The organism is Halomonas sp. ATBC28, from assembly GCF_005937175.1.
GTDB lineage: Bacteria > Pseudomonadota > Gammaproteobacteria > Pseudomonadales > Halomonadaceae > Vreelandella > Vreelandella titanicae.
Genome location: NZ_VCQL01000202.1, coordinates 1 through 389, shown reverse-complemented (window position 1 = coordinate 389; position 389 = coordinate 1). Strand labels below are relative to the sequence as shown.

General features: G+C 52.7%; 1 protein-coding gene. It reads left to right on the top strand.

Annotation, left to right across the window (positions count from 1 at the left end):
- The coding region (locus tag E0L35_RS26050) for a GyrI-like domain-containing protein (protein WP_171051253.1) at nucleotides 1–389 on the top strand (389 nt) is incomplete at both ends.

Genomic DNA, 389 nt, shown 5'->3' with positions numbered 1-389 from the left:
CTCAACAGACATTTACCCGCGCATTCAAGAAGCAGTTTGCCCAGACTCCTGCACTTTACCGCCGTTCTCCTGAATGGAGCGCCTTTGGTATTCGCCCGCCGCTGCGTCTGGGTGAATTCACTATGCCAGAGCATAAATTTGTCACCCTGGAAGATACGCCGCTGATTGGTGTTACCCAGAGCTACTCCTGTTCGCTGGAGCAAATCTCTGATTTCCGCCATGAAATGCGTTATCAGTTCTGGCACGATTTTCTCGGCAACGCGCCGACCATTCCGCCAGTGCTCTACGGCCTGAATGAAACGCGTCCGAGTCAGGATAAAGACGACGAACAAGAGGTATTCTATACCACCGCGTTAGCCCAGGATCAGGCAGATGGCTATGTACTGACG